The sequence below is a fragment of the Thalassomonas sp. RHCl1 genome (assembly GCF_947387555.1).
Taxonomy (GTDB): Bacteria; Pseudomonadota; Gammaproteobacteria; order Enterobacterales; family Alteromonadaceae; genus Thalassomonas.
Genome location: NZ_CANDNZ010000026.1, coordinates 16,516 through 38,902 on the forward strand (window position 1 = coordinate 16,516; position 22,387 = coordinate 38,902).

Consider the following 22,387-nt stretch of genomic DNA (forward strand, 5'->3'; position numbering starts at 1 on the left):
CTTTTATGTCAGCCCCAAGCGGCGCATAGTACGGATTAAATTACTCCTGTCGACTTTAAGGCGCCTGGCTACTGCCGCTAAATTGCCCTGTTCACCTTCCAGTAGCTGACTGATGATCTGACGTTGATATTCATCGGTTGCCTCGCGCAAACCTAAATCATTTACTTCAACCGTTATCGCAGGCATTGATGATTTTTGAATATCGCTCTGCATAGGAGGTGTTTGAACCGAGCCTGATCCTGGCGTTATGCTTTCGAGCGGTTGCAAATTAAGGTGCTCGCCGTGAATACTGACAATGCGGGCTTCACGTCCTTGCTCTGTGATCGCCTTTAGTGCCGCACGGCTTAATAAATGCTCTAGCTCCCTGACATTTCCCGGCCAGTTGTACCGGGCCAGCTGCTCGATGGCGCTTTGTTGTAAACGTAATTTAGCGACCCCGAGTTGATGCTGGCTTTTTTCAAGAAAGTAGCCGGCAAGCAGTAAGTAGTCTTTTTCCCGCTCGCGCAAAGGCGGCACCGATAACGGATAGACGCTTAATCTGTGATATAAGTCGGTGCGGAAACGGCCTTCCTTGACTTCCTGCTGCAGATCCCGGTTGGTGGCGGCGACAATTCTGACATCAACGACTATGGTTTTATCACTGCCGACTCGCTGAATTTCGCCGTATTGCAAGGCACGTAACAGTTTTGCCTGTACGGCCAGGGGTAACTCGCCGACTTCATCAAGAAACAGGGTGCCGCTGTCGGCTAATTCAAAGCGGCCGCTGCGATCGTTTACCGCGCCGGAAAAGGCACCTTTGACATGGCCGAACAGCTCACTTTCAACAATGTTTTCCGGCAATGCGGCACAATTGATCTGCACCAGAGGCTGGTTTTTCCGGCGGGAGTTATGGTGAAGGCTTTTCGCCACCAGCTCTTTGCCGACTCCTGTCTCCCCGGTGATCAAGACCGACAGCTTACTGGGGGCGACGGTATCAATTTCCCCGCGCATGGTGTTAATTGCTGTACTTTTACCAATAATTTCTGACGGGCTAACGGTTTCCAGTAAACGTTGTGCCACCTGGTGATTATGCTCTACCCGGGCTTCTAATGCTTCGATATGCTGGCTGGTTTTGATCACCGCTGCCACGGCGGCGAAACAGGCCCGGGTTTCGATCGGATTAAGGGCGTCGAAGCTACCCGCTAGCATGGCATCCAGGGTGATGATGCCCCATGGGTTGTTGTCGATATAAATGGCGCTGCCCATGCAGTCATGCACATGCAGCTGCTCACTGTTGTCGTCTACCAGGCCGTCATAGGGGTCTGGCAACTCGGAATCGGCATCAAAGCGGGTGAGTTGCGAGTTGTTTAAGATATGTTGCAGCCGCGGATGTTGGGCAACGGCGAATTGCCGCGCCAGGGCCTCATCTTTTAACCCTAAGGCGGCCACGGGCAGCAGGTAACCGTCTGTTAATTTCAGCAGGGCAACCACGTCACAGGGGATCGCCCGTTGAATGGCTAAGACTAAACGCTGGTAGCGTTGTGTCTGACTTAAATCACGGTTTAAGTCTTCGACAATATCAATAAAGGGAGAAATATTCATAAAGGTCATTTTAACCTTTTTTAGGTTGAAATGACATAGGTCTTGATCTAGGTCAAATTAACCTGTATTTCTTTTATGTCTTTAAAAATCAATGGAGTAACAAGTTGGCATACTCTGTGTTATGAGCTTGTCAGTAGTAAATTATTTTATCCTGAAAGGAAGATATCTTGTTAGACGCTCAAACCATTGAAATCATCAAATCCACAGTTCCTGTTTTAAAAGTGCACGCCGACGATATTACCAAGGCATTTTACCCGCTACTGTTTTCCCAGCACCCTGATGTCGTGCCTTATTTCAATCAAACCAACCAGGGCAAGGGCACCCAGCCAAAAGCCCTGGCCAATGCCGTTGTTGCTTATGGCGCCAATATTGATGCCTTAGGTAATTTAAGCGAAACCGTGAGTAAAATAGTACAAAAGCATGTCGCTCTCGGTATTGAGCCCTCACAATACGATGCTGTCGGCAGTTGTTTATTACAGGCGATAAAAGCGGTATTAGGTGATGCTGCCACCGAAGAAGTGATTACTGCCTGGGGTAAAGCCTATGGCCAGCTGGCAGATTTGCTTATTGCTGCAGAAGAGTCTCTATATGCGGAAAATGAAAATAAACCGGGGGGATGGCGTGGTGAGCGTGAGTTTACCCTGGCCAAACGCATTGATGAAAGTGCAGTGATCACCTCTTTCTATTTTGAGCCGGTAGACGGTAAAGGCGTACCCCTTTTCGAACCGGGACAATTTTTGACCATTATTTTAGATGATGTCGACGGTGCCCGGCTGAGAAGAAACTACAGCTTGTCAGATGCGCCCGGCAGCCATTATTTACGTATCAGTGTCAAACGCGAACCGGATGGGGCGGTATCAAATCACCTGCACAGCAAACTTAATCCCGGAGACAAGGTTAAATTAACACACCCGAGCGGAGATTTTACCTTACGTAAAAACAATAAGCCGTTAGTGCTGTTAACCGGCGGTGTCGGTATTACCCCTGCCATCAGTATGCTCAACAGTGAAGCGGGATCCGGGCGGGATATACGTTTTATCCATGCGGCATTAAACTCTAATGTGCATGCCTTTAAGGCACATGTTGATCAACTGGCATCTGAGCATGAGCATATTTCGCCTTTATATGTTTACAGCAACCCGGAAAAAAATTGTCAGCCCCACGCCACAGGTTTTATTACCGAAGAATTAGTCGCCCGGCAATTACCACAAGATCGTGATGTCGAATTATATTTTCTCGGTCCGGTGCCCTTTATGCGGGCGGCACTGAAAATCGCCAAGAACCTCGGCTTACCTGATTCTCAGGTACATTATGAGTTTTTTGGTCCGAGTGAAGAGTTAATCGCTTAAGAGGTATTTTTTTACTATGGGCGGCAGGAGCCAATCAACCCCCGGGCCTTGGCAAACGGATTTACCTGGCTCCTGAAACAGCGAATATCTTCATGAAAACAAAGCTACCCGCCTGGTGGAAAACGCTGGGCATACAAGATGCCACAGCATCAAGAGAGCAATTGTTCCTTGCCCTCGGTGGATTTTTAAGTATTTTTATCGTTTTTTTTGTTAGTTATAAAGTTACCGGCCTTAAAGGGGCCGGTGCCATTTTACCTTCAATGGGAGCGGCGATAGTACTGTTGATGGCAGCGCCCAAAGCAATCTTTTCCAGGCCCTGGGCCTTATTTACCGGTAATGTATTATCTGCTGTCGTCGGCGTTTGCTGTTATCAGTGGATAGGAGATAATTTTATTGCTGCCGGTAGTGCTGTCGGTTTGGCTATGCTGGCGATGTTCGCTAGTCGATGTCTCCATCCCCCGGGCGGGGCAACGGCCTTAGCTGCCGTGGTGGGAGGAGATGTTATTCACGAATTAGGTTTTTATTATGTATTAACGCCGACTCTCCTGAATTGCTTCATTATTTTTTTAGTCAGTTATAGCGTTAACCAGTTAATCGGCAAGCGCCTTTATCCTAAGCAAACGCAAGCTTCAGGCACAAGTTGATTTTATTGAGAGCTGATATAAACCGGTATCCGGGGTGGACCCTTGCCCGGTTTATTAATGGTTGAAGCGGTGATTCCATTTGCCATTATTTTCTTTTTGGCAATTTTCTTCGGTATCGAATCTTACCCGTTGTTTGATGTCCCGAATCTTGAGCCCGGCAGATGCCAGCTCTTTATCTATTAAGCCGATCAAGTAGCTATCTTTGTGCTCCGTTCTGGCATCAGAAAGTTCGCTATTGGTATTAAAAACACAGACCACAGCAAGGGAGCCGGGGAATGAGTTGTAATTGACAAAATGTGTTAACCAGATAAAACCGGCCACTTCATCAAGGGCTGTTTCACAAACCTTGGTCAGCGCCTCTCTTAGTATTTTATCTAATTTCTTGTCGCTTTTTTTCATATAGTTGTTACCTAAGTGCGCAGTGCTGCATTTCTCCTTGCAGGCAATTATAAAAGAGCTGATGTCTTGTTTTGTAAATGGCTTATGATGCTGTCATAGCTGGTTTGCCAGTGATGGTAATCAAGTGCAATCGGTACTTGCTCGTCATCTGTTGCTAAGACCAGTGACGGAAAGCCTTGGATAGGTAGTTTTCTGGCAGCAGCAATTTCATCCGTTAACTTTTGCTCAATGTCGTGACTTGTCAGCTGCTCTTTAAACTGAGCTTTATCAAGACCTATTGTGGCAGCAATATCAGCCAGGGTGTCGAGTTCAGAAGGATTCTTTGCCTGCAGATAATAGGCTTGCTGAATAGCCAGGTACATGGCCTGCTCTTTATCATATTCACGGGCGATGATCACCGCCCGGCATGCCGGATAGGTTGAACGTCTCGGACGGCAGCGGGACCAGAAGTCGAAATTAAACTCTGTGCCCAGTTGTTGGGAGATTTTATGCCAGGTTTGCTGCAAAAATGTTTGCATCTCATCAGGCATAGGGGCATCACTATCCGGTGCTAATCCCCCGAGGCGATATTGGATCTCTACCCTTGTTTTCAGCTTTTCCTGCAAAGTCTGCCAGGTAGGGCGATAACCCCAGCACCAGCTGCACATAGGATCGTAAACATAATATAAAACAGGTTTTTTCATAAAGTTATTCCGTTTAACCGCACATGTTGAAAGTTAAGCATCCGCCAGACACCGCCTCTAGTAAAGGTAAAAAGCCCCGGGCGGGGTAATGATACTGATTATTGCCGTGCTTGTATGCCGAAGAATCTCTGCTATTTGATTTGTGTGACTAAATTTTGTTAATGATATGATAATAAATTAATAATATTTTGCTTCTGTTGTGGTTATTAGCAATAATGGATTGCTCAAAGGCTTGGCCTGTTGATGGGCTGATTTTGCCTGTACGGCAAGTATTGGTGCCCTGGCATTGCCCGGGCGCTAAGCCGGCAGTAGATATTAAATGAAGGAGAATTTATATGGGATTGACTGTTGCTATTTTGGGTAAGTTTCCGCCTATTTCCGGTCAAGTGAGTACCTTGAACCTTTGGTTAGCCAATGGATTAGCTGAAAAAGGGGCAAAGGTTGTTGTTTGTACCGACGCCTATTACCCGCGTAAACAGTCGATACGCGCATCGCGCGATGAGAGTGATTCCGATATCTGGCGTGAGCTTCACCCCGGTGTTTCTGTGGTTTATGCAGCCCATTTGAGTGATTCGGTATTCCTGCCTTTTTCTGAGCTGGGTTATGTTTCTTATCTGGCACAGGCACGAAAGACCATTTTGGCGCACAAACCCGATGTGATCTTCTCCCATTATCTGGAGCCCTACGCCCTGGCCGGCAGTCAAATCGCAGATGAGCTGGGGATCCCGCATGTGGTGACCCATGCCGGCAGTGATATTGTTCGTTTGTGTGGCTCAGAAGATTTGCGGACCTTATATCGCTCGGTATTGAGAAATGTCACTTATTTTGTCCCCAAATCCCGGATTGCCGGGGATGTTTTCGCCGAATATTGTCCTACCCGTACGGTATCTCCCTATTTGCCCGATCCCAGGTATTTTAACGGCAACAACAAAGCCGGTACCCGGGATTGGGGCAACCAGGATGAACCTGTTTTTGGTTTTTACGGCAAGTTTGTCCACGGTAAAAAACTTGATGATATCATCCAGGCGTTTCGTCACTATCGCCAAAGGTACGGCAAAGGTCGGTTATTGTTTGTCGGCGGGGAGATCGGCGGTAAGTTTCATCTTAGCGAATATCTTGATGAGTCCCAAGATGAGGCGATTGAGGTTCGCCGCTTTATCCCTAACTGGGAAGTACCGCGTTTACTGAACAGTTTAACGTGTCTGGTTTATACCAAGTCCAGTTATAAAGTGGCGCAACATGCGGCGATCATCCTGCGTGAAGCCGTCGCCTGCAATACTCCTGTGATTGCCACCCAGGAATCCTTGCTTGGATGTCCGGATTCCCTAATGGAATATGCGCAATTTAATTTTGTTGAACCCGATGCCGGGGCAGAGGCGCTTAGTTTTGCCATGGCTGAAATGGTTGAAGTTGGCCGCAGCGCAGCAAAAGCAGGTCATGAAGAATATTTTCAGCGCGGCTACGCACAATATGTGGACTCCTGGTACCAGTGTCTGCTTGATGCCGCGGGCCAGAAAAAGTAAGCGGGCAAAAAGCAGTGATGCAATGGGGCAGGCTTGCCTGCCCTTTCGCTGGGCGGGTATATCATTTCGCCTAAGTTTCTACAGGAAAAGCCCCCGACCAGTTGCCGACATAACCGGGAAAGTCAGCGCTCAGGGCCTGCATATCCATGTCCCGGTAACCAAGGCGTTGATAGTCTTCGTTAAACCGCTGCTGCCAGAGTTTACTTTCCTTGTTACCCTGCACATGGATATCCGGCAGGGTCACTGGAGTGCTGTCTTTGCTATCCGCCCCCAGAAAAGTGCTGATTTTATCAATCGTGCTCTCGGTATCTTTTGCCAGCTCTTCATAAGTGACAGATATGGTTTTGCTTTGTTGCTTGTTGAAATATTGCTGCCAACCCTCTTCCTGCCAGCGCAGATATTCACGACATTTTAGAATATGCCGGTAAACATATTTAGGCTGCTGTTTTTTTTCGGCGCTGGCAACCCAGGAGTGGGTTTGCATCGAGCGCGACAATGACACTGCCTGGGCGGTTTTGTTATCCCGGGTAAGAAACACATAAGCCGTGGGGGCAAGTGCTTGCAGCATTTCAGGATGAGCAGCTTGTAGTGCCACACGGTGCGACCAGAATAATTTACAAGCAAAAATACCATTGGCTGATGTGCGCCACGTTTTCAACTGTTCCAGATATTCACGGCTGTTTTGTGCCCCGAACCGGCGGGCCAGTTGATGGCGGTAAGGCAGGTTCAGATATTCGGTGGGACCGCCGAGTACGCCGGTTTGCCACAACTTCAGGCCCAGCAGGGTGCTGCCGCTGCGTGGTGTGGTGGCAATAATATAAGTACTCAGCGGTTTGTCAGGCCGCCGGGCATAGTCATAATGTTTGCTATAAAGATCATTAAGATGTCCGATCGACATTATCAAGTTTCCTGTGTATCTTTAGCGGCTGTTGTTATTTCCAAGCCTGAATCCAGACTCAGCACTGATAGGCAAATTCAAGTTGAGTATGGGACTTGAGCTTTTGCCGGTGCAGCTTGCCGGTTGCTGTTCTTGGCAAGCTGGAAACAAATTCTATTTGCTGGATATGATGTGAGGGGGTCTGCTCGAAAGCCTGACTTACCGTTATAAGGATCTCATCGCGTATGCGCCGGGTTGGCCGTGTTCCCTCAACTAATAAGATAAAGGCTTTAAGCTGGATCACCCCGTCGCTGTCGGGATGACCTACCACCACAGACTCGGCAACCTTGTCTACCTTTTGGATCTCGGCTTCGACGCTAAGTGGGTTAACCCAGTCGCCGCAGCCCACTTTTAGCAGATCGTCGCGCCGTCCCTGGAGAAAATAATAACCGTCCTGATCCCGGGTGAAGAGATCCCCGGTACGCACCCAGCCATCGCGAATGCGCTCAGCAGTTGCTATGGGATCTTGCCAATATTCCCGGCAGACACTGTCTCCCTTGAACCAGAGCTCGCCGGTTTCTCCTTCTTCAACCGGGGTTAATTCCGGCCCGCCAAGCAGCTGTACCTGATAACCTGACAGGGGTTTACCCAGGCTGCCAAGTTTTGAGGCATCCGGAGTATTGGAAATAAAAATGGCATTGGCTTCCGTGGTGCCGTAGCCGTCGAGCAGGGGCACGCCGGGAAAAACCTCTTGCCAGCGCTGTGCCAGTGTCGGGCTTAATTTTTCACCGGCAACAACCGCCAGTCTCAGTTTGTTAAACGGGCCGTCGGGGCCGCTTTCCAGCATAGCCACCAGGTTTCTCGGCTGGCCGATAAAAATTGTCGGCGGCTGTAGCCGGGCAGTTTGTTCAAGCACTTCCTGGGTCGGTACCGGCTCTATCAGTATTGAGGCGGCGCCGGATAATAAGGGAAAGACCAGGTTGCAGCCCAGAGCGTAGCCAAAAGAAAGTTTAGGTACGCACAGCACTATATCATCACTTTGATATTTCACTACCGGATCGGCATAGGCTGCGGCACAGTGCAAAAGATCGATATGGCGGTGGGGAATGCCTTTTGCCGCCCCGGTAGAGCCTGAGCTGAACAAGATATAGGCGAGATCATCACCGGTGCGCTCAACCACTTCAAAGGGGGCATCGGTGGTTTGATCAAGAAATGGCGTACGGCTTTGGCAATCGATAAAGAGCAATTGGCAGTTTTCAAGCGCTTCAAGGGAGGCGCTTGTTGCCGCCAGGGCAAGCTTACAGTCGGTTTTATCTATGATATGCTGAGCTGCCTGCTGCGACAGCCCCGGGGCGGCCGGGACGGCAACGGCGCCAACCGACATGATACCGAAGAAAGCGCCGACAAAGCCGATAGAGTCGGGCATCGCCATCAGCACCCGTTCTCCCGGACGGATATCAAGGGCGGCAAGTTGTCTGGCGTAACCGGTGGCAATATCCGCCACTTCCCGGTAGCTGAATGCTTGTCCGTCAACCAATAAAGCGGTGCGATCTTCATGGCGTTTTGCCTGAGCAAACAAGGCGGTTGTCGCCAGGTTGTTGGCGGTTTGTGTTTTATTCATCTTGCTAAATGTCTCCAGTTTTCGCGTGTCCATTCGCCTGATCCCCTGTGCCCGTAGCGCAAGGGATGGCAGGTAAGAACAACGCCGCTAGTTCTGCACTTTTGCTGCTTTGGGTGCAAGCCTGCTGTTATTTTCAAAACCTGCCATCAGCCAGCCGCCAACGGGAGTGAGAATATCACGCGCCAATAACGCAAGGGCTTGGGGCTTATTCTCCAGCAGTTCATTGTAGGCCTGGCGCAAGCGCCGGTTAATGTCGGGCGCCGCCGCTTCCAGGTGGTTGGCCAGGTGCTTGCCGCGGTGGGAAAAGGCCCCTTGTTGTTTGAGCAGCAAAGAAGAGAGCGGCGTAAACAGTGCCATACCCGCCATCAGTGCCTGATCTTCCGTCTTACTGCGGCAGAGCTCTGAAACCAGGCTGGTGACCGATGAACGGATAATATTGATTTGCTGTGCCGGCGGGGCGTCCGGGCCGGTTTCAAGCAGGGTACTTGCCGCCTGCCTGGCCTGGGTACTGTCTTGCCATTTATCGATAACCACTTCTCCCAGGGCTAAAGCGCTGACGATCCAGTCATTGCCGCTATGGCGGGCATTGGCCAGCAAGTCCTGGATATGATCGGCGCCGGTCTCGATAACATCAAGGCAGTAACCCTGATGAGAAGCAATATGCTTGCGGATGCCAGCAAAATTTCTGCGCACCACCATAACATCTATATCTGAGTAGGGGGTCATTTTTCCTGTGGTGGCGGAGCCGTGGATGAGCAGCAAGATCACATCAGGGATTTGCGCTTGTATATAGTCACTGACCAGGGTTTTGAGTGCCTTAGCGGACAGGGATTTTTTCCGGCTTGCGCTGTCGGGGTAGATCTCCGCCAGCAGTGTCGCCATAGTGTCACTATGATGCATTGACCAGCTCCTTTTGTGTTGTTGTCTGTACCTGGGGGCAAAGATCCCGGATAAAGCTATGCAAGCTGGTTAACAGGGTTTGCCAGCCTTCGTGGCTCTGGAAAATATGACCTTCGTTTTGTACCGTGATATAACGGCAGTCAAGCTCTTCCGGCAGCGACATCATAAAATCAGAGCTGTGCTGTGACGGCGAAATCGGGTCCCTTTGACCGTGCACCAGCAATAGCGGGGTATTGATTTGAGGGGCATAACTATCCAGGGCAGTAGTTAGCATGTTGTCTTCACTATAAAGGTGGCGCCACGGCCGCAGCGGGGGGATATCCGCGCTATAGACAGGATTAATGAAAGCGGCGCCGTCAATATCGTTATCGGCCAGGTAAGCCAGCGCAGGCAGACAGCCGAGACTGGCTGCGACTAGAAAAACCGGGCCGTTGCAGCGCTCACGCAGCTGTTTGATCGCTGTGTCTATCTCTGTTTGTGCTGCCCGGGCATAAATTGCTTGCTGAACCCGCTTATCGCTGCCGCTCCCCAGTGCGCCGTTGCCGTTAAGGCCAAGCAACAAGCCGTGTTCACCTGTCAGAGCCTGAAGCTCTGAGCGGATGCTGTAGTGGTAAAAAAGCCGCTCCGGCCCGCTGGCAAAGAATCTGTGGGGGCCCATGACATAAAGTATTGCAAAATCAGGCGTTTTTTCATTTCCTGAAAAGACCAGCGAGTTAGCTGAATCAAGCTGTGCTTGTTCCTGAGGCTGTTTGTTATTCGGGGTTTGCCGGACTTGCTGCCGCTGTGGCAGACTTTCCCGAGATAAGGTCCAGCAGGGCGTACTTTCCAGAGTCTCAACCACCCGGATATAGTCCAGGTTATTGACCCAGCTTGCTTGGCAAGTCGCCTGGGCCTGGTCTAGGTAAAGGTAGCCGTCACGGCCCAGGCATTGGCTGCGCCGTGCCCCGGGTATTCTTGTATCCTTGCCGCTGATAATCACGTTTTGTCCGTTTGGCGACCAGGACATCAGGTCAACTTCCAATGAAGGGTCACTCAGGCGCTGTCTGTGGCCGTTTTCATCAATCAGGTAGAGGCCGGATACCGTATCTAATTCGCCAAGTAGAGCGATGTTTTGGTTATCAAGCACCCGGCAGTTGATTTGCAGCTCGGCAATACCTACTCCGGCCACGTCGTCGAAAAACGTTTTATTGTCCTTGAGGCGCAGCAGGGTAAAGCGGCATTTTCCCTTGATTGGGCAATCCCCTAGTGCCAGGAAAAGCCCGGTTTGTTTTGTGCCTTTTAAAGAGATCTTGTCAATATCCCGGCCTTCAAAGGGATAGCGGTAAATTTCTTCGCCATCAGCTGTGACAACCAGTAAGTGATCCATTTCTTTCTTTGCCAGGTAAACTGCGTCACCGATAGCGGCAAGCGCGAGAATATCCCGGCTCACCAGTTGCGGTTGTTTTTCCTGTAGGCTATCTAGGGAGGGGCACAGGTATAGGTTCTCCCTAGATAGCACCAGCAAAGCGCCGTTATCATCGTATACCAACTGGCTGACGGGTTTGGAGAAGCTGTGTGTTTTTAACCTGCCCTGCAGATCTGACTCATGCACATCTAAAAACTGCGATACCGCCAGCCGCGCACCATCCCGGTGCCAGGCCGTTAAGGTACCGTCAGCGGTTGGGATCAGCTTGGGGCTGCGCCATAAATTGCTCCGGGTGGTTTTGGTATTGAGGAAACACTGGCTTTCCATCTTTCCCTGCGGTGACCAGCCGACGACAACTTCTGCCCAGGCCTGAGCACAGGGGGAGCAAGAGAGCGCCAGGTAAAACGGTAACTCCGGGCTGCTTTGTCGGGAAGTGCTAGCCACAACTTTGCTCCCCTTGTCCGGTAACCAGGTTTTCGATCAGCGCTACCGCAGCCGATGCCGGCGGCAGTTGGTAGATTTCGTCGGCTATTTTTTCAGCCGTCTCTCTAAAGCTATTGTCGGCCAGGACCTGGAGAATCCTGTCCCGGATATTGTCAACATTGACATCTCCCGGGGCAATCATGCGCCCGGCACCGGTGCGCTCGCAGGCTTGTGCATTGCGCATCTGAACGGCGCCGCCGCGCGGGATCACGATCAGCGGCAGGCCGTGGGCAAGCGCCGATACGGTTGAGCCGCAACCGCCATGGCACACCACAGCGTCACAGTGGGGCAGCAGTTGTTCATGGGGAATATAGCGCTCAATATGAACATTCTCGCCATGACTGCCCAGGGCCGCCGGATCCAGGTTCTCGCCGACAGTGATCACCAGGTTGACTCCTTTGCCGGCCAGGCCGTTAATAATATCGAGATAGATATCCGGGGCGGTATTATAGGTGGCAACCGTACCAAAGGTAACGTGGACAACCGGGCCGTCGGGCATGGCGCTCAACCAGGCGGGGGCCGCCGACGGTTCAAGTTTTTCCGGCACCGCCGGCTGGATGGAAAAGGCGGTCTCAAGCGACAGGCCAAAAGGGGTTTGTAACATAGGCGGACAGGGATCGAGATATAAAGTCTTGAATACGCCGCCGTTGGCAGGCGGAGTTACCCCGGATTCGAGCCAGAATTCATTTAAGGCATTCTCCAGGCGTTCAAGCTGAAAGGCCGCCCGCATCGGCGACGGCCAGCCGACGGCAACATTGGGCAGGCCAAGCAGGTGGCCGGCAAGGGGGGCCGCATATTCGCCTTCTTCATGTAATAACACATCCGCCTGCCATTCTTGTGCGACTTCCATCAGGGGTTTTAGCATGGCCCGGGGGGCTATCTGGGAAAACATCCGCGCCGCTTTTTGATCCGGGCGCAGCACTTCCTGGTTCGGCATCGGCTCATCGGCGGCAGCGATCAGGTCGTCCATGTCCATACCGGCGGCGACGGCTTTAAAGCCATCGCCGTTAATTTCCCCGTGAAAGCCGGGGGCAATGGCAAAAAGAATTTCATGGCCGGCCGCCGCCAGGGCTTTGACCGTGGGCAGCATAGGGTGATAATGGCCTAAAGCCGGGATGCTGGAACAGAGAATTTTCATGATTGTCTTCCTTTTGTTCTTTCCTTTGAAATAAGCGTGTCAGCGGGCTGAAATTACACGGCTTGTGTGCTGTTAACTATTGACGCCGCTGCCGCTGTCGGTACCGGTACGGGCTGTTCGCTGATAAGCTGGTCGATGATTCCCCTGAACTCCTGCCAGGGGGCTTCGCGGAAATTATGTCCGGCAAGGATCATCGAGGCGCCGGCGAAAAACTGCTCATATTGCAGCTGGCGTCCGGCAAATTCACTGCCTACCAGATCCCAGATCAGGCGTACCAGCTTTAAGCGCTCACCGGCATCTATGTTTGGTGTGGTCCAATAGTTATTAAACAACGCCGACATTTGCGGATCCTGAAAAATAGAATGATCCGCCGGCAGGTTAAAAGCACCGCCGCCAAGCAGGGTACGCAGCTCAGCGATAAACTTGCTGTAATGCTCTACGCTCCAGTTCAGGGCGGCATACATCATCCTGCGGTTATAACCCATATAGCCGTTGGCCCAGCTTTCTCCCGCCTGGATTTGCCCGGCGATCATGCCGGATAAGGCGGCTTCCTGGCCCGCCAAACGGCCCAGGGTCTCGCGTATAACCGGGATCTCTTCAAGATTGTTGGCGCTTACCAGGCGCTCTGCCAGGCCGAGTATAAAGCCGAGTTTGCTCTGGACCCGGACATTGGACTGGTGATTGCCGTATACATGAGCCGGGGTGTTGATATAAATAGCGCGTGCCAGCTGCGGATCGTTATGGACGAAGACCCGATCCCACGGGATAAAGACATCGTCGAAAATCAGCACGGAGTCGGTTTCGTCGAATCTTGTGCTTAAGGGGGCGTCCCAGTGATGTTTTACCGTGTTTTCATAGGGGCGGCGCGCCCACATCGACAGGCCGGGGGTATTACAGGGCAGTGAAAAGGTAATGGCTTCTGCTTTGTGCTCGGGAGCCAGGGGAATAATATTACCGACCCAGATCTCATCGGCAAGAATGGCGCCTGTTGCCAGCATCTTCATGCCACGCACGATCACTCCGTCATCACGCTCGGCCACTACCTGGCAACTTGGCGAAGAAATATTCGGCCGCTGGTAGAACTCGGGATCCCGGCTGGTTTGCGGCGGCACCACGGCATGGGCGAGAAAAATGTCTTTTTGCCGTAAGAAATCGTAATAGCGGCTGATATTGTCGGCATAAGGGCCAAACATTTGTGGTGCCGTAGCCATTCCGGTGATAAAGCTGGAAACATAATCAAGAGATCTGCCCATAAGGCCGTGGTGGTAAGACGCCAGTGTACGGTGTGCCGAGGTGCGAAATTCCAGATCTTCACGTGTTCGTGCCATCTTGTAATAAGCACTGAAAACTTCGCCGTTTTCGGTATAAGAAAGTCCGGCGTCTGCCCGTTTTTTATCATAGATATCGGCAATGGTGCGTGCACCATGGCGAAAGGCGTCATGTTGGCTGACATCCTCCACTTTTTCATTGCCGATATAGACAGTTCGTCCATCACGCAGACCCGAAAGATACTGCTCGCCAGATTTCAGCATAAATCTACTCCCCATTAAAATCACAGACAATCGCTGTTGTCCGATATTTCCCTATCAAATCCATATTTAACTTATGGTTATTAGTACGAAAAATAAGGTTTTCACCTTAATTAATGTAACAATTTGGTTACATTTGTTTTTGGTTTCTAAGAGCCATTATGAGCACTAAACTCGGTTTGGCTTTATAAATCAAGCCTTAAAGATTAAAAAAATGAAAATAAATATTTTTGATAAAAAGCGATTGACAGCATGTACGAAGTGTATAGGATGTTAATTGCATGTTACGCATGCGTTTTTAAATTAAGTAGAAAAATCAATATAAATAAGGAGATTAAATATGTCTTATCAAACAGCTGAAGTAATGGAAGAGTTGAAGGACTTCGCACTTGAGTCTAGCGACTCTTCTGAAAACCAAAACGGTGCAGAAGCTGGTTGTCTGTCTTGCTCTTAATAGCAAACTAGGCAGAACCTAAAGGTAAGTGAGTGTTGTTTTACCTTTTGGTATGACTTCGCTCACTTTATTGATTTTTATGTTTTACTTAATTTCTAATGGATAAGAGACCAGGCTTGGCCGCCTAAGGCAAGCAGGGGTTGGGAGGGACCATGACCAGGTTAGCTGACTTTGAGCAGTCCGTGCTCACCATTCTTTCTTCAAATCTTCAAGAGCAGGATAAAATTCCCCAGATACGTACCTTGATGAGGGAGGCACTTACCGGGCCTGAGTTTGTCATGTCCTGTATAGAGCGTGCCCTGGGCCATTTCGAACAGGCACCGGATCTGAAACCGCAGCCGCCGCTGCTGGTGTCACTGGACCAACAGTTTGCCGCGCACCTTATTTATTGGCCGCCGCACCATAAAAACAGTCCGCATATGCACTCCACCTGGGGGGTTACCGGGGTTTTCCATAATGAAATGGTGTTTGAAACCTATGACAATGCCGGCGATCTCGAACATCCAGAGCTGACGGTGGATAACCATATCGAAGCCGTGAAGGGAGAAACCGGGTATTTGTTGCCCTCGTGCATCCATAATGTCGCCAATGAAAGCGACAAACCCTCGGCAAGCCTGCATCTGTTCGGTACCGATGATATGAATCGTCCGGCAGAGTGCACTACCGTATGGTTCGGCGATGCCACGCGTATGCCGGGAGAGTTGCGTCCCCGGGCGATGGCCATTTTTACCGATATTTTACTCGGCATCGACGGCGAGGAAGCTGAAGGCCTGATGACCCGGGTTTTTGAACTTGCCGGTAATAAGACCAAGTTACGTCTTGTCCAGGGACTTTCCGGACGAAATATCGCGCTCAGCTACCGTCTCAGTGTTGCCCTTGAGCAAGCGCTTGAAGGGGCCGACCGGGAGCGCCTGGCAGCGATCAATAATAAATTATCCCAGCAGGTAGCCAGCCTTGAGCAAGCCTAATGATTATATGACTGCCGCTTTTCAGGCAGCGCTCGCCGATATCGCCACCAACGAGCAAAAAGCGAAACGTTATCTCGGACAGTGCGGCAGCGAGCTGCTTCCCGAGCAGCACCAAGCCTGTAAAGAAAGTTTAGCCGCCCTGTCGCCAACGGCGCGTAAACGCGTGACCTTGTTGGCTTCTTTGTTATCCGAGCGCCGCTTTAAGCGGGTAGCCAATCTTTTACCTGCCTCCAGAGAAATGCTGGGGGATAATTTCAGCCATCCGTGGCAGAGCTATCAGCAGAGTGCGCCGCCGGGCATGCCCAGTGCAACCGAAGAAGCGGTATCTTATGCCAATTTTCTGCAGAAATCCGCTCGGGAAAACAGCCTGCTTAAAGATGTTTTACGCTATGAAGCCGGTCTTAATGAAGTATCCCGCAGACTGCTTCACAGGGATGAAAAAAGTGATATGCAAATGCAGGTACGGCCGCTGGCTCTCAGGGATTGTGTCAGCCTGTGCCCTTATGTGCTGGTGGAAACTTTCAGCCATGATGTGATCACGGCAGTCAAGCAGCTCAGGGCCGGGGAAAGTGTTGCCAGTGAGCAGCAAACCAGTCAGTCGGTCATTTTCAGACCCAAAGAAGAAAGCGGGCTGGCGGTGGATGTTTCGATTATTCCAAACAAGCTGGCAAGCGTACTTGGCCGGGCATATAAACCGGCCCCGGTGGCGGCCCTGGTGCGCGGGGAAGCTGCAGAAGTGCAGGCCAGCCTGATGCCTATGCTCGACTATTTAATGCGTGCCGGTGTTTTAAGGCTGAGCCCGTCTATGGTGCTGGTCACCTGACGGCGAAGATAACATGTGCTTTAAGTCAGCACCATCAATGAGTTTAATCTGTTAGTAATACACATATAGGGAGAGTTTATTTTGGAAGGTTACCGGATCAGCACCAAGCTTGAGGAAATGGATTTGTCTTTTATCCATGGATTTTTAACGGAAAGTCCCTGGGCCAAAGGCATATCCCGTGAGGCGGTAGAAGAAGCGATCAAGCATTCGTTATGTTTCGCCGTTTTTACCGATGACGGAGAACAAATTGGTTTCGGACGGGCAATTTCCGACTATACCACCTTCGCCTTTCTCGGCGACGGTTTTATCAAGGAAGAGCACCGCGGCACAGGACTGAGTAAGTGGGTGATGCAGGAGATGACCAATCACCCGAAATTGCAGGGGGTAAGGCGTTCTTTGATCGCCACCGTTGAAGCTCACGGCCTGTATGAAAAATTTGGTTTTAAAGCCATCGCTAAGCCGGAGTATCTGATCGAGAAGTGGAATTGGCAGGCTTATAAGCAGTCGTAACTTTTTTGCCGAGTCTTGGCTTAAGGAAAAAATGCCGGGAGCCAAGGGATCGGCGGTGTGCTTGCTGCGGGCTTGCACACCACTTTATTTGGGACTTGCCCGTTATTGATCGCCACCCGGGGCCGACAACAGGCAAGTCTTAACATGGACATAGATGAATCAACCGGAGGCTGTTGATGCAACCTAAATTCGATAAGGCCCGCCTGCCCATGCTGGGGGTGGGACTTAGTTTCAGAACTGAGATCGCACAGGAGATAGTTGAGCAGATTGACTCGTTCGACTTTCTTGAGTTGATTGTTGAAACCGCCTTTGCCGGTATCTTGCCGGATGACTTTTACGAGCAGGTGGTAGGCCGGGTGCCGGTAACCGCCCACGGGGTCAGTGCTTCTTTGGGCTCACTTGATGAGGCCCGCATCGATGACGGCCATCTGGAGCGGGTTAAGGCTGAGCTGGCCCGGTTGCGTTGTCCCTGGTTCAGCGAACATCTGGCGTTTACCAAGGCACAGCAAGTGGACGCAGGACAATTACTGCCGCTGCAGCGCAGCCAGGCAACGGCGGATTTTGTCGCACAAAAAATCCGCCATATGGCCGAGGTGGTGGGCATTCCCGTGCTGATTGAAAACATTGCTTATTATTTCAATATTCCCGGGGCCGAAATGGACGAGGCCGAGTTCCTTACCCGGGTGATCGAGGCGGCCGATTGCGGTTTGTTACTCGATATCAATAACCTTTACGCCAATTGCCTTAACCATGACCTGGATCCCATAGCTTTTATCGATAGCCTGCCCGCCGACAGGGTAGTGGAAATTCACCTGGCCGGCGGCGAGGAAATCGAAGACGTCTATATCGATACCCACGGCCATGCGGTTAACCAGGCAGTATTCGACTTATTTGCTTATGCCTGCCGCACGAAAGCGCCGAAAGCCGTAGTGCTGGAACGAGAAAAAAATATTCCGTCTATTGACGAACTTATCGAAGAAATTCAGGCGATTAAAAGTGTCTGGCAACAAAGCCGTATGGCTATTACCGCGTAATTTTAAACAGGCATTTTGCCAAAGGAGTTAGAGATGACTGTTGCAGAAAATAATTTTACCCTACCCGGGAGCGGGGATCGCTATAACCTGATTGCCGATCTTCTGGTCAAACATGCCGACGGCGGCGCTTCCCCTGTGCCTGCCCTGTATTTTAACGATCAGGTGATCAGCTATGGCGCACTTTATCAAAGTGTCGGCATTGCCCGTGCGCTGCTGATGGACCAGGGGGTTATGCGCGGGGACAGGGTGGCGCTGGTGCTGCCGGATACCCCGGCTTATATTTATATTTTCCTTGCCGCCATTTCGCTGGGGGCGATACCGGTAGGCATTAACCCGAATGAGAATGCCTCCGATATCCCCGCGCTGCTAAAACATATAGGCGCCAAATGTCTGGTGGTTTCTGTCGAGAATGCTTCGCTGAGACAAAGCCTGGCTCAGTCCGAGATTGCAAGTGTGCTGGTTGAAGTGGACCCTCTGTTTGAACAGGCGACTAAGGCTTTTGTCGATAATTCAGCTCCTTGCTGTGACTATGAAGTCATGGCCGCCAACGATGTGTTATACCTGACCTTCAGCTCGGGCACCACAGGCAGGCCCAAAGCGGTGACCCGCCGTCATCTGGATATTCTCAACTGCGCACAAAGCGTGGATGCCGGGTTGATGGGGCTGACGCCAAAGGATACTGTGATGACGGTGACTAAACTGACTTTTGGTTATTCCCTGGTGGGCGGCTTGATGTTTAGCCTGCTTGCCGGTGCATCCCTGGTTGTTGCCGAAGAAAAAATGACGGTGGACAAGGTTATCGCTGCTGCCAAACGTTACCGCCCGAGTGTGCTGTTGGCACAGCCGCGGATTTTAACCGAGCTTAACCGCCACAGCGAAGCGGGGGAGCATGACTGGTATCGCTCGCTGCGTATGGTGATGTCTGCCGGGGATGTATTGTCGGCATCGGTGCGGGATAAGTGGACTAACTTGACCGGCCTGTCGGTGACCGAAGGCTTCGGCTCGGTGGAAGTGGGGCACTTTTTTATTGCCGGTAACGGCGAAGATATGCCTCAGGGAGCTTTAGGCAAGGTGCTTGACGGTTATCAAGTACAGCTTATCGATGACGATGGCCGTGAGGTTAAGCAGGGGCAACAGGGGCGTTTGTGTATCCGCGGCAACAGTGTAACTACAGGTTACTGGAACGATCCCCAGCGGACCCGTGCGGCTTTTGAACAGAGCTGGTATGTCAGCGATGATGTTTTTACCGCATCCGGGGACTATTTATTTTATGCCGGACGCTGGGATCATATGATCAAAACCGGCTGCGGCGAATGGGTGAGCCCGGTGCGTATTGAAAATGTCATTCGCCGCGATGAGCGGGTAGAAGATTGTGCGGTCATGGAAGCAAGGGATGAAGACGGGGTATCAAGGGTTAAGGCCTTTATTGTGCCCGGTAATGGCAGTGACCCCAAGGAGCTGCAAGGGGGGATTCTCGATTTGATCGAATGTCAGTGGCCGCAGCTGGATCATATGCGGGTGCACCTGATGGAATTTGTTGAAGCTATTCCGCGCTCTGCCAATGGTAAAATAGTACGTCCGCGCGCCCGGCGCTAACAGGAGAACAAAATGAGCATAAACCAACACGATCGTGACTTATACTGCCTGAAACAGGCCGGGTATATCGTGCTGAAAGATTTCGTCGATATCGCACTGGTGGATAAAATTGAAAAAGCCTGTGTCGGCTTCGAGCTTGAGGTGGAAGCTTTCAGATCTGAGCAGGAGGTGATTTTATCTCACAGCTGGCCGCTGAGAACCACCCGCTGCCTTTATGCCGTCAGCCAGGAGCTTCAGGATTTGGTGATGCGCGAGCGTATCCAGAAACTTGTTCACGGCTACCTGGATAAACCCGTACTGCGTGACAGTCTGATGCAAACCAATATGCCGGATCCGAGAAACGCCGAGCGTGGCCTGGACGGCGATATCAGTTTCCACCGGGATACCTTGTGGCCGGACGGCGAGATAACCCCGAATTATTTACACGTTTTTTTGTTGTTGAACGATTTTACCCCGGAGCACGGGGCAACCATAGTCGTGCCCGGCACCCACAGGGAAAAAGAACCGGGTTATTATTTTAAAAACAGCGATCCGCGTCCGCCGCAAAAAGGCATAGATTACCGGGTTTATGAACAGAGTTATTTCCCGAGTACCACGCAACTGTTGGCGCCGCGCGGTTCGGTGATTTTGATGGATCCTATGATGATTCACTCCCAGGGTATCAATATTGCTGATACCCCCAGACGGGTGATCAACACCACCTTCAGGGCCGCACAAACCGTGGGTAAGCCGCCGCTGCTTAATGCCAGGGCAATCGCCGAGCATACCGCCCGAGTGCCGATCCGACAGGATTTATTGTCCCTGCTTGAAGATACCGAAAGCCTGCCGTCGGAATATGGTCCGTTACGGGAGCTGGTGACCGAGGCATAAAAGTATTAGCTCCGTTTTTCGGACTTTTTACTCACTTTTGCCAGAGCTCAATATAAAAACGCCGGAGGCAGCTAAGCTTACTCCGGCGCTCTTGGTTGTCGGCGTTTTGTCCGCTGAGCTTTATGCCATTTTAAGGTAGAATAAAAACAGGGCGTAAAACAGGCTCGGTAAAATAAAAAAGTTACGGTAAAACTTAGTGACGCTGACAATAGTAAGCAGCACACCTAAAGGTAACAGCACTAACATCCCCACGGAGAAATTTAAGCCAAAAGTGATGACTGAACCTGTAAGCACGGCAATCACCATGGCCGGCAGCATATCAATAAGATAACGGCTGCGGTGCTGATTTAACAAACCGGCCAGGTAATGGGGATGCTTACGGTAAAACCTTTCATTATCAAATTGATAAGAACCTATCACCAGGGCCAGTACCCAGCACACCAATATTTGGATAAAGCCGTTGGCGCCTAGCGCCATTTTATATTGCACATAGGCAACCAAGCCCAGAAACAAGGCGCAAAAGTAAATACGACCGGTGAGATTGGTGGGGTTTTTCATGATGGCAATCCAGCGTATTTGCCAATACTGCTGCATACGCCAGGTCTGTTTGCCGATAAAGCGAAGGGGATCGAAAACCGCTTCCAGCAGCAATAAGGCTAAGACCCCGGTGTTGAGGGTAACGGCACTGATGTCATAGTGTTTTATTGTAAAATACAGCAGTACAGGCGCCAGGCATAGACTTAACCAGGGAACCCCTTTATTTTTTATACTGATCCAGGCAAGCACTATGGCCGAGAGGGCAAAGAGCGGGAAGTGCAGCTGATGGATGAAAGTTTGCCAATCAGGAATAAAGGTCACTAAAAACAGCGGTGCCAATAACGGGATATTGCCGGCGGCTAAGGTCAGCAAAAAGGTTGCCGTGTATCTGTGCCTGGCGGGGATCAGCAAACTGGCCATATAGGGTTGATAGCTTTGCGCCAAAATGGCTGTTTTCTGGATCCTAAGTAGCAGATATAGCAGGATAAAGTAACCCCACTGGTACAAAATACGCTGCTCCGGCGGAGTTTGCATATCTGCTATCACACTTAAAGACACCAGGGCGGTGAGGATAGATGCCGGGATTGCCAGGTAAAGTATCATCATTAAAAAGCTAACTAGCTGGATCACCGATGCCAACATACGTTTTAATTCAAAATAATAAATTTGCCCGCGCAGTTTAAAATAATGGCTCATGATATGATGCTGTTGCCTTGATTTAATTCATTGAGAAAGACACTGCGGTAGTGTTCATTTTCGGTAAAGCTCTCTTCATGGCTGGTGACGATAATTTTCCCGGGGTAGCTGTCAAGATAGGTCAAAAGCCAGGTGCGACTTTGGTGATCTAAGCCGGTTGTCGGCTCGTCAAGCAGCAAATATTGCGGTTGATGTGCCAATGCCAGCAACAGTGAGATCTTCTTTAAATTGCCAAGTGATAAAGCAGAGACTTGTGTGGTTAACTGGGGAGCAAAACCTAAGTGTTCAATGAATTGCGTGGGAAACGGGCAAGCATGCTGCGAACAATGAAATTCAAGCAACTGTTGCGGCGTTAAGAAATCCGGCAGCATAATTTTATCCGATGATATCCCCAACTGGCGTTTGGCGGAGACTGAAGAAATGGGTTTATCATCTAAGGTTACTTTCCCCGAGCTGGCGATTTCCAGGCCTGCTGCCAACATCAACAAGGTGGTCTTACCGCTGCCGTTGGGGCCAATAATGCAGTAGCGTTGTTGATCAAATTGATAGCTTAATTGATTGATAACCGAGTTTTTTTGATAAGACTTTGAAATTTCGTGAAGTAAAAGCAAGTGTTTTCCTTAACATTATATTAATAAATGTAATATGCAAAAAAACGTGGGTGGAAGCAACTTAAAATAAAAAGCAAAATACAGTAAGAGGTAGAGGAGAAATCGTTTGTTTCGAAAGTATCCGGTAAAGCCCTTTGGCGGGAGCAAGGCCACGAG

The 22,387-nt window shown here is 50.6% G+C and carries 20 protein-coding genes; 9 read left to right on the forward strand and 11 right to left on the reverse strand.

What is annotated here, in order from left to right:
• Positions 1-3 precede the first annotated feature (3 nt).
• On the reverse strand, positions 4-1,581 hold the full coding sequence (gene norR, locus QL234_RS31205; protein WP_281561637.1) for a nitric oxide reductase transcriptional regulator NorR: 1,578 nt from the start codon (positions 1,579-1,581) through the stop codon (positions 4-6).
• 167 nt (positions 1,582-1,748) lie between these two features.
• On the opposite strand from norR, the gene hmpA reads away from it, so the two are divergent.
• A complete protein-coding gene (gene hmpA, locus QL234_RS31210) occupies positions 1,749-2,930 on the forward strand; it encodes an NO-inducible flavohemoprotein (RefSeq protein ID WP_281561638.1) in 1,182 nt (393 codons plus the stop codon).
• 92 nt (positions 2,931-3,022) lie between these two features.
• Complete coding sequence (locus QL234_RS31215; RefSeq protein ID WP_281561639.1) at positions 3,023-3,574, forward strand: HPP family protein; 552 nt, start codon at positions 3,023-3,025, stop codon at positions 3,572-3,574.
• Between the two features lie 54 nt (positions 3,575-3,628).
• Here the strand turns inward: QL234_RS31215 and QL234_RS31220 are convergent, their stop codons facing one another.
• The gene (locus QL234_RS31220; RefSeq protein ID WP_281561640.1) at positions 3,629-3,973 is read right to left on the reverse strand and encodes a Fis family transcriptional regulator; all 345 of its coding nucleotides are present in this window, start codon (positions 3,971-3,973) and stop codon (positions 3,629-3,631) included.
• Between the two features lie 47 nt (positions 3,974-4,020).
• The gene (locus QL234_RS31225; RefSeq protein ID WP_281561641.1) at positions 4,021-4,656 is read right to left on the reverse strand and encodes a DsbA family protein; all 636 of its coding nucleotides are present in this window, start codon (positions 4,654-4,656) and stop codon (positions 4,021-4,023) included.
• A gap of 335 nt (positions 4,657-4,991) precedes the next feature.
• Here QL234_RS31225 and QL234_RS31230 point away from each other — a divergent pair, with 335 nt between their 5' ends.
• Entirely contained in the window at positions 4,992-6,179 is a 1,188-nt protein-coding gene (locus QL234_RS31230) for a glycosyltransferase (RefSeq protein WP_281561642.1), read from the forward strand.
• Between the two features lie 70 nt (positions 6,180-6,249).
• On the opposite strand, the gene QL234_RS31235 is transcribed toward QL234_RS31230, so the two are convergent.
• Genes QL234_RS31235 through QL234_RS31260 form a run of 6 tightly spaced genes read right to left on the reverse strand, consistent with a single transcriptional unit; the run spans position 6,250 to position 14,135 of the window.
• On the reverse strand, positions 6,250-7,077 hold the full coding sequence (locus tag QL234_RS31235; RefSeq protein WP_281561643.1) for a Stf0 family sulfotransferase: 828 nt from the start codon (positions 7,075-7,077) through the stop codon (positions 6,250-6,252).
• A 58-nt stretch (positions 7,078-7,135) separates the two neighbouring features.
• Positions 7,136-8,710 (reverse strand): AMP-binding protein, encoded by a 1,575-nt coding sequence (locus QL234_RS31240; RefSeq protein ID WP_281561644.1) that lies wholly within the window; start codon positions 8,708-8,710, stop codon positions 7,136-7,138.
• Between the two features lie 54 nt (positions 8,711-8,764).
• A complete protein-coding gene (locus QL234_RS31245; RefSeq protein WP_281561645.1) occupies positions 8,765-9,577 on the reverse strand; it encodes a nucleotidyltransferase domain-containing protein in 813 nt (270 codons plus the stop codon).
• Entirely contained in the window at positions 9,567-11,426 is a 1,860-nt protein-coding gene (locus QL234_RS31250) for an alpha/beta hydrolase (RefSeq protein ID WP_281561646.1), read from the reverse strand. Before QL234_RS31250 ends, QL234_RS31245 begins: the two co-directional genes overlap by 11 nt.
• Entirely contained in the window at positions 11,419-12,603 is a 1,185-nt protein-coding gene (locus QL234_RS31255; protein WP_281561647.1) for a glycosyltransferase, read from the reverse strand. Before QL234_RS31255 ends, QL234_RS31250 begins: the two co-directional genes overlap by 8 nt.
• A 53-nt stretch (positions 12,604-12,656) precedes the next feature.
• The gene (locus QL234_RS31260) at positions 12,657-14,135 is read right to left on the reverse strand and encodes a 4-hydroxyphenylacetate 3-hydroxylase N-terminal domain-containing protein (RefSeq protein WP_281561648.1); all 1,479 of its coding nucleotides are present in this window, start codon (positions 14,133-14,135) and stop codon (positions 12,657-12,659) included.
• 603 nt (positions 14,136-14,738) lie between these two features.
• On the opposite strand from QL234_RS31260, the gene QL234_RS31265 reads away from it, so the two are divergent.
• From QL234_RS31265 to QL234_RS31290, 6 genes are all read left to right on the forward strand, one after another.
• A complete protein-coding gene (locus QL234_RS31265; protein ID WP_281561649.1) occupies positions 14,739-15,554 on the forward strand; it encodes a hypothetical protein in 816 nt (271 codons plus the stop codon).
• Positions 15,541-16,377, forward strand: coding sequence for a hypothetical protein (locus QL234_RS31270; RefSeq protein ID WP_281561650.1), 837 nt, complete (start codon positions 15,541-15,543; stop codon positions 16,375-16,377). Before QL234_RS31265 ends, QL234_RS31270 begins: the two co-directional genes overlap by 14 nt.
• 81 nt (positions 16,378-16,458) lie before the next feature.
• A complete protein-coding gene (locus QL234_RS31275; protein WP_348650748.1) occupies positions 16,459-16,887 on the forward strand; it encodes a GNAT family N-acetyltransferase in 429 nt (142 codons plus the stop codon).
• 176 nt (positions 16,888-17,063) lie between these two features.
• Positions 17,064-17,921 carry a DUF692 domain-containing protein gene (locus tag QL234_RS31280; protein WP_281561651.1) on the forward strand — a complete coding sequence of 286 codons (858 nt, stop codon included), beginning with the start codon at positions 17,064-17,066 and terminating at the stop codon, positions 17,919-17,921.
• Positions 17,922-17,954: 33 nt separating this feature from the next.
• Complete coding sequence (locus QL234_RS31285) at positions 17,955-19,517, forward strand: AMP-binding protein (protein WP_281561652.1); 1,563 nt, start codon at positions 17,955-17,957, stop codon at positions 19,515-19,517.
• A gap of 12 nt (positions 19,518-19,529) precedes the next feature.
• A complete protein-coding gene (locus QL234_RS31290) occupies positions 19,530-20,387 on the forward strand; it encodes a phytanoyl-CoA dioxygenase family protein (protein ID WP_281561653.1) in 858 nt (285 codons plus the stop codon).
• Between the two features lie 120 nt (positions 20,388-20,507).
• Here QL234_RS31290 and QL234_RS31295 read toward each other — a convergent pair whose 3' ends face one another.
• Positions 20,508-21,620 carry a DUF6136 family protein gene (locus tag QL234_RS31295; RefSeq protein WP_281561654.1) on the reverse strand — a complete coding sequence of 371 codons (1,113 nt, stop codon included), beginning with the start codon at positions 21,618-21,620 and terminating at the stop codon, positions 20,508-20,510.
• The gene (locus QL234_RS31300) at positions 21,617-22,231 is read right to left on the reverse strand and encodes an ATP-binding cassette domain-containing protein (RefSeq protein WP_281561655.1); all 615 of its coding nucleotides are present in this window, start codon (positions 22,229-22,231) and stop codon (positions 21,617-21,619) included. Before QL234_RS31300 ends, QL234_RS31295 begins: the two co-directional genes overlap by 4 nt.
• Positions 22,232-22,387: the final 156 nt, after the last annotated feature.

Excerpts from the sequence above, each read along its gene's own strand:
- QL234_RS31280 (WP_281561651.1), top strand. The coding sequence starts at position 17,064 with ATGCAACCTAAATTCGATAAGGCCCGCCTGCCCATGCTGGGGGTGGGA.
- norR (WP_281561637.1), bottom strand. The coding sequence starts at position 1,581 with ATGAATATTTCTCCCTTTATTGATATTGTCGAAGACTTAAACCGTGAT.
- QL234_RS31260 (WP_281561648.1), bottom strand. The coding sequence starts at position 14,135 with ATGCTGAAATCTGGCGAGCAGTATCTTTCGGGTCTGCGTGATGGACGA.
- QL234_RS31245 (WP_281561645.1), bottom strand. The coding sequence starts at position 9,577 with ATGCATCATAGTGACACTATGGCGACACTGCTGGCGGAGATCTACCCC.
- QL234_RS31230 (WP_281561642.1), top strand. The coding sequence starts at position 4,992 with ATGGGATTGACTGTTGCTATTTTGGGTAAGTTTCCGCCTATTTCCGGT.
- QL234_RS31295 (WP_281561654.1), bottom strand. The coding sequence starts at position 21,620 with ATGAGCCATTATTTTAAACTGCGCGGGCAAATTTATTATTTTGAATTA.
- QL234_RS31290 (WP_281561653.1), top strand. The coding sequence starts at position 19,530 with ATGAGCATAAACCAACACGATCGTGACTTATACTGCCTGAAACAGGCC.
- QL234_RS31240 (WP_281561644.1), bottom strand. The coding sequence starts at position 8,710 with ATGGACACGCGAAAACTGGAGACATTTAGCAAGATGAATAAAACACAA.
- QL234_RS31220 (WP_281561640.1), bottom strand. The coding sequence starts at position 3,973 with ATGAAAAAAAGCGACAAGAAATTAGATAAAATACTAAGAGAGGCGCTG.
- QL234_RS31225 (WP_281561641.1), bottom strand. The coding sequence starts at position 4,656 with ATGAAAAAACCTGTTTTATATTATGTTTACGATCCTATGTGCAGCTGG.
- QL234_RS31235 (WP_281561643.1), bottom strand. The coding sequence starts at position 7,077 with ATGTCGATCGGACATCTTAATGATCTTTATAGCAAACATTATGACTAT.
- QL234_RS31285 (WP_281561652.1), top strand. The coding sequence starts at position 17,955 with ATGACTGTTGCAGAAAATAATTTTACCCTACCCGGGAGCGGGGATCGC.
- QL234_RS31255 (WP_281561647.1), bottom strand. The coding sequence starts at position 12,603 with ATGAAAATTCTCTGTTCCAGCATCCCGGCTTTAGGCCATTATCACCCT.
- QL234_RS31265 (WP_281561649.1), top strand. The coding sequence starts at position 14,739 with ATGACCAGGTTAGCTGACTTTGAGCAGTCCGTGCTCACCATTCTTTCT.
- QL234_RS31215 (WP_281561639.1), top strand. The coding sequence starts at position 3,023 with ATGAAAACAAAGCTACCCGCCTGGTGGAAAACGCTGGGCATACAAGAT.